We start from the raw sequence: 5,369 nt of genomic DNA on the forward strand, positions 1-5,369 counted from the left end.
GGTGTGTGGTTGTTCTTTGAGAACTCAACAGGGTGCTTGTAAAGCCAGTGCCAATTATGATTTATACCCCGGACTGGCAGTCCTTTTTCGGAAGGTCTGTTGGTTGGGATTCCTTTGGCAACACTTTTGTTGTCAGGACATGTTTTCAACAAGTTTTTGTTGGAGAGTTTGATCCTGGCTCAGGACGAACGCTGGCGGCGTGCTTAACACATGCAAGTCGAGCGGAAAGGCCCTTCGGGGTACTCGAGCGGCGAACGGGTGAGTAACACGTGAGCAACCTGCCCTAGGCTTTGGGATAACCCCGGGAAACCGGGGCTAATACCGAATACGACCTCCGGACGCATGTTTGGTGGTGGAAAGTTTTTCGGCCTGGGATGGGCTCGCGGCCTATCAGCTTGTTGGTGGGGTGATGGCCTACCAAGGCGACGACGGGTAGCCGGCCTGAGAGGGCGACCGGCCACACTGGGACTGAGACACGGCCCAGACTCCTACGGGAGGCAGCAGTGGGGAATATTGCACAATGGGCGGAAGCCTGATGCAGCGACGCCGCGTGAGGGATGACGGCCTTCGGGTTGTAAACCTCTTTCAGCAGGGACGAAGCGTAAGTGACGGTACCTGCAGAAGAAGCGCCGGCCAACTACGTGCCAGCAGCCGCGGTAAGACGTAGGGCGCGAGCGTTGTCCGGATTTATTGGGCGTAAAGAGCTCGTAGGCGGCTTGTCACGTCGACCGTGAAAACTTGGGGCTCAACCCCAAGCCTGCGGTCGATACGGGCAGGCTAGAGTTCGGTAGGGGAGACTGGAATTCCTGGTGTAGCGGTGAAATGCGCAGATATCAGGAGGAACACCGGTGGCGAAGGCGGGTCTCTGGGCCGATACTGACGCTGAGGAGCGAAAGCGTGGGGAGCGAACAGGATTAGATACCCTGGTAGTCCACGCTGTAAACGTTGGGCGCTAGGTGTGGGGGGCCTCTCCGGTTCCCTGTGCCGCAGCTAACGCATTAAGCGCCCCGCCTGGGGAGTACGGCCGCAAGGCTAAAACTCAAAGGAATTGACGGGGGCCCGCACAAGCGGCGGAGCATGCGGATTAATTCGATGCAACGCGAAGAACCTTACCTGGGTTTGACATGGCCGCAAAACTCGCAGAGATGTGAGGTCCTTCGGGGGCGGTCACAGGTGGTGCATGGCTGTCGTCAGCTCGTGTCGTGAGATGTTGGGTTAAGTCCCGCAACGAGCGCAACCCTCGTTCGATGTTGCCAGCGCGTTATGGCGGGGACTCATCGAAGACTGCCGGGGTCAACTCGGAGGAAGGTGGGGATGACGTCAAGTCATCATGCCCCTTATGTCCAGGGCTTCACGCATGCTACAATGGCCGGTACAATGGGCTGCGATACCGTGAGGTGGAGCGAATCCCAAAAAGCCGGTCTCAGTTCGGATCGGGGTCTGCAACTCGACCCCGTGAAGTCGGAGTCGCTAGTAATCGCAGATCAGCAACGCTGCGGTGAATACGTTCCCGGGCCTTGTACACACCGCCCGTCACGTCACGAAAGTCGGCAACACCCGAAGCCGGTGGCCCAACCCCTTGTGGGAGGGAGCCGTCGAAGGTGGGGCTGGCGATTGGGACGAAGTCGTAACAAGGTAGCCGTACCGGAAGGTGCGGCTGGATCACCTCCTTTCTAAGGAGCACCTTCACCCGAAAGGGTGCAAGGAGCCCGCGCCGTCCGAATGCGATGGCGGGGTGCTCATATGGCGGAGACACTGGCAAGTTTGTGCTCGGCAACGGCCGGGATCACCTAGTACAGCTGCTTCGGTGGTGGGAACGGATGACCTGGTGCGGCTGAGTGGAGGCGCATAGCACCCTGTTGGGTCCTGAAAGAACAACCGATGGTTGTCTTTCAGAGACTGGTCCGAGGCGGTAAGCCTCGGGAGTCTGCCAGGCATGGCCTGGCCTCGCATACCGCCGGCTGTTGAGCCGGGTTTGGTGTGGGGCGGATCGGGTTGTGGGTTGGTCGTTTGTTGAGAATTGCACAGTGGACGCGAGCATCTTTGTGGTCAAGTTGTCAAGGGCGAACGGTGGATGCCTTGGCACCAGGAGCCGATGAAGGACGTGGGAGGCCGCGATAGGCCTGGGGGAGCTGTCAACCAAGCTGTGATCCCAGGGTGTCCGAATGGGGAAACCCGGCACCAGTCATGTGGTGTCACCTGCACCTGAACACATAGGGTGTATGGAGGGAACGCGGGGAAGTGAAACATCTCAGTACCCGTAGGAAGAGAAAACAAATAGTGATTCCGTGAGTAGTGGCGAGCGAAAGCGGATTGAGGCTAAACCGGCTGCGTGTGATACCTGTCAGGGGTTGCGTGGTCGGGGTTGTGGGACCCCGCTGAACAAGCTGACACTTGTTCGAGGAGTTACAAAGTCAGTGGCTAGCCGAACAGTCTGGAAAGGCTGACCGTAGGCGGTGAGAGTCCGGTAGGTGAAAGTTGCTGACCTTCTGTGGGTGTTCCCGAGTAGCGGCGGACCCCTGAAATCTGCCGTGAATCTGCCAGGACCACCTGGTAAGCCTAAATACTTCCTGGTGACCGATAGCGGACGAGTACCGTGAGGGAATGGTGAAAAGTACCCCGGGAGGGGAGTGAAATAGTACCTGAAACCGTTCGCCTACAATCCGTCGGAGCCTTGCGGGGTGACGGCGTGCCTTTTGAAGAATGAGCCTGCGAGTTAGTGGCATGTGGCGAGGTTAACCCGTGTGGGGGAGCCGTAGCGAAAGCGAGTCTGAATAGGGCGAATATAGTCGCATGCTCTAGACCCGAAGCGGAGTGATCTAGCCATGGGCAGGCTGAAGCGCGGGTAAGACCGCGTGGAGGGCCGAACCCACCAACGTTGAAAAGTTGGGGGATGACCTGTGGTTAGGGGTGAAAGGCCAATCAAACTCCGTGATAGCTGGTTCTCCCCGAAATGCATTTAGGTGCAGCGTCGCGTGTTTCTTGCCGGAGGTAGAGCACTGGATGGTCTAGGGGGCCCACAAGCTTACCGAAATCAGCCAAACTCCGAATGCCGGTAAGTGAGAGCGCGGCAGTGAGACTGCGGGGGATAAGCTTCGTAGTCGAGAGGGAAACAGCCCAGATCACCAGCTAAGGCCCCTAAGCGTGTGCTAAGTGGAAAAGGATGTGGGGTCGCATAGACAACCAGGAGGTTGGCTTAGAAGCAGCCACCCTTTAAAGAGTGCGTAATAGCTCACTGGTCAAGTGGTTCCGCGCCGACAATGTAGCGGGGCTCAAGCACACCGCCGAAGCTGTGGCATTCACATTTCAACCTCGCTTGGACTTGATTCCTTGTGCAGGTGTGTGGATGGGTAGGGGAGCGTCGTGCCGGGGGTGAAGCAGCGGGGTGACCCAGCTGTGGACGCGGCACGAGTGAGAATGCAGGCATGAGTAGCGAAAGAAGGGTGAGAAACCCTTCCGCCGGATGACCAAGGGTTCCAGGGCCAGGCTAATCCGCCCTGGGTGAGTCGGGACCTAAGGCGAGGCCGAGAGGCGTAGTCGATGGACAACGGGTTGATATTCCCGTACCCGCGAAAGAGCGACCCTGACGAACCTCGTTGTGCTAACCATCCGAACCGCCGGCGACCTTCGGGTCAATGGTGGGGAGCATGGGAACCTGGCGGGTAGTAGTCAAGCGATGGGGTGACGCAGGAAGGTAGCTGAGCCCGGCCGGTGGTTGTGCCGGGGTAAGCGTGTAGGCCGCACCATAGGCAAATCCGTGGTGCACATAGGCTGAGACGTGATGCCGAGCCGATTCAGGTGAAGTCAGTGATCCTATGCTGCCGAGAAAAGCCTCTAGCGAGTTCTTAGCGGCCCGTACCCCAAACCGACACAGGTGGTCAGGTAGAGAATACCGAGGCGATCGGGCGAACTGTGGTTAAGGAACTCGGCAAATTGCCCCCGTAACTTAGGGAGAAGGGGGGCCGGAGACGTGAAGCCCCGCGCGGGTGGAGCGTTGTATGGCCGCAGAGAGCAGGGGGAAGCGACTGTTTACTAAAAACACAGGTCCATGCGAAGAAGTAATTCGATGTATATGGACTGACGCCTGCCCGGTGCTGGAACGTTAAGGGGACCTGTTAGCTCTTCGGGGCGAAGCGGAGAACTTAAGCGCCAGTAAACGGCGGTGGTAACTATAACCATCCTAAGGTAGCGAAATTCCTTGTCGGGTAAGTTCCGACCTGCACGAATGGCGTAACGACTTCCCCACTGTCTCAACCACAGGCCCGGCGAAATTGCAGTACGAGTAAAGATGCTCGTTACGCGCGGCAGGACGGAAAGACCCCGGGACCTTTACTATAGCTTGACATTGGTATCCGAATTAGCTTGTGTAGGATAGGTGGGAGCCGGTGAAGTCCATACGCCAGTATGGGTGGAGGCAATCTTGAAATACCACTCTGGTTGATTTGGGTATCTAACTTCGGACCGTTATCCGGTTCAGGGACAGTGTCTGGTGGGTAGTTTAACTGGGGCGGTTGCCTCCTAAAGGGTAACGGAGGCGCCCAAAGGTTCCCTCAGCCTGGTTGGCAATCAGGTGTTGAGTGCAAGTACACAAGGGAGCTTGACTGTGAGACTGACAGGTCGAGCAGGGACGAAAGTCGGGACTAGTGATCCGGCACTTGCGAGTGGAAGCGGTGTCGCTCAACGGATAAAAGGTACCCCGGGGATAACAGGCTGATCTTCCCCAAGAGTCCATATCGACGGGATGGTTTGGCACCTCGATGTCGGCTCGTCGCATCCTGGGGCTGTAGCAGGTCCCAAGGGTTGGGCTGTTCGCCCATTAAAGCGGTACGCGAGCTGGGTTTAGAACGTCGTGAGACAGTTCGGTCCCTATCCGCCGTGCGCGTAGGATACTTGAGAAGGGCTGTCCCTAGTACGAGAGGACCGGGACGGACGAACCTCTGGTGTGCCAGTTGTCCCGCCAGGGGCACGGCTGGTTAGCTACGTTCGGAAGGGATAACCGCTGAAAGCATCTAAGCGGGAAGCTCGCTTCAAGATGAGGTATCCCACCATCCTTTGGATGGGTAAGGCCCCCAGCTAGACGACTGGGTTGATAGGCCGGAAATGTAAGCCCGGTAACGGGTTCAGTTGACCGGTACTAATAGGCCGAGGACTTGACTACAAAGCTGCTACGCGTCCACTGTGCAACTCCCGACAAACGAACAACACCCAGCAAAGCATTGCTGGTTGAGTTGTTTGACATGTCGATAGAGTTACGGCGGTCATGGCGGAGGGGAAACGCCCGGTAACATTCCGAACCCGGAAGCTAAGCCCTCCAGCGCCGATGGTACTGCACTCGGGAGGGTGTGGGAGAGTAGGACACCGCCGGACAA

3 rRNA genes are annotated in these 5,369 nt (G+C 57.7%); all 3 read left to right on the plus strand.

What is annotated here, in order from left to right:
- The first annotated feature begins 156 nt into the window (after window positions 1-156).
- The 3 genes from V6U88_RS30045 (at window position 157) to rrf (ending at window position 5,367) form a co-directional block, all read left to right on the plus strand.
- Window positions 157-1,673 (plus strand): 16S ribosomal RNA (locus tag V6U88_RS30045).
- 374 nt (window positions 1,674-2,047) lie between these two features.
- A 23S ribosomal RNA gene (locus V6U88_RS30050) occupies window positions 2,048-5,158 on the plus strand.
- Window positions 5,159-5,250: 92 nt separating this feature from the next.
- Window positions 5,251-5,367, plus strand: a 5S ribosomal RNA gene (gene rrf, locus V6U88_RS30055).
- The 16S, 23S and 5S rRNA genes sit together here, the layout of an rRNA operon.
- Window positions 5,368-5,369 lie beyond the last annotated feature (2 nt).

Source organism: Micromonospora sp. CPCC 205739, assembly GCF_036906795.1.
Lineage (GTDB): Bacteria > Actinomycetota > Actinomycetes > Mycobacteriales > Micromonosporaceae > Micromonospora.